Annotated in this window: 2 protein-coding genes and 1 pseudogene; all 3 read right to left on the reverse strand. The window is 62.9% G+C overall.

The window, feature by feature from the left end; translation table 11 throughout:
* Positions 1–232, reverse strand: a 232-nt coding sequence (locus tag F2P46_RS37230; protein WP_208296925.1) for a hypothetical protein, incomplete at its 3' end; no start/stop codon positions are given.
* Positions 233–321: 89 nt separating this feature from the next.
* Positions 322–597 (reverse strand): hypothetical protein, encoded by a 276-nt coding sequence (locus tag F2P46_RS35995; RefSeq protein WP_166899303.1) that lies wholly within the window; start codon positions 595–597, stop codon positions 322–324.
* Positions 594–846, reverse strand: a pseudogene (locus F2P46_RS36000) (hypothetical protein); the annotation flags it as partial. The pseudogene F2P46_RS36000 and the gene F2P46_RS35995, both read right to left, overlap by 4 nt.

Raw genomic sequence — 846 nt, forward strand, 5'->3', positions numbered from 1 at the left:
GCACATTCGCGCGCTCTCGCGGTGCTACGTTCATCTTCTCGGCTTTCATTTTCGTAAGCAGTGCTGTTGCGGCCGCCCGCCCTTTGGCGGCCTCCTGGTTGAGATGGTTTTCTATTTGCGTGTAGGCAAGCTCGCGCTGACGCTGCACTTCCGCACGCAGCTTCGCCTTGACTCCGGCCAACGCTGTTTCGCCGTCCTCCCGCCTGACCTGGTCGTAAGCGACCTGGCGCACGTGCTGGGGGGCCCCCGCTAAAAGGCGGATTTGACAGCATTCCCGGTGGGCATTGAAGCGCCCCGACAGCGCCGCGCAAAACTCGCAACTCACCTGGTCGGGCCGACGAGGAAGCTGCGGATCGTGGTGATCGACATGTCCGCTACGTCGTGGATGCGGATCATCATCGCCGCACTCAGCGCGACCTTGACGTTCCGGATATTGCTCACGTTCGTCGGGGAGACGCCCAGTTCGCGCGACAGGGCGGCGTCATTCTTGACGCCAAGCTTCGCCATGACAGCGTCGAGCAGCAGGCCGACGTTGTAGGCCGGATTGTTGACGTCGATCGTCACGAATTTTCTCTCGGTGGTGGTGGTGGTGGTCATACGTCGTCCTCATCGGTGGTAGGTTGGTTTTTTCGTGCTCGTGATGCTTTCAAAATTGCTTTCATGCCGGCCACGGCACCGGCCGGCATTCCTTTTTTGGCGCGGGGAGGCGCGTCGGTCGGATCGATGATTCCCACGCGGCTCTGGCGCGGTGGTGCCGGCGGGACCCCGCCGTTGTCGATCGCAGCCTGCACCCGGCCCTTGAACGCCAGGGCGGACTCGCCAGCTTGCGCCGGTTGCAGTCCCAGC

Source organism: Massilia sp. CCM 8734, assembly GCF_011682155.1.
GTDB lineage: Bacteria > Pseudomonadota > Gammaproteobacteria > Burkholderiales > Burkholderiaceae_D > Telluria_A > Telluria_A rubra.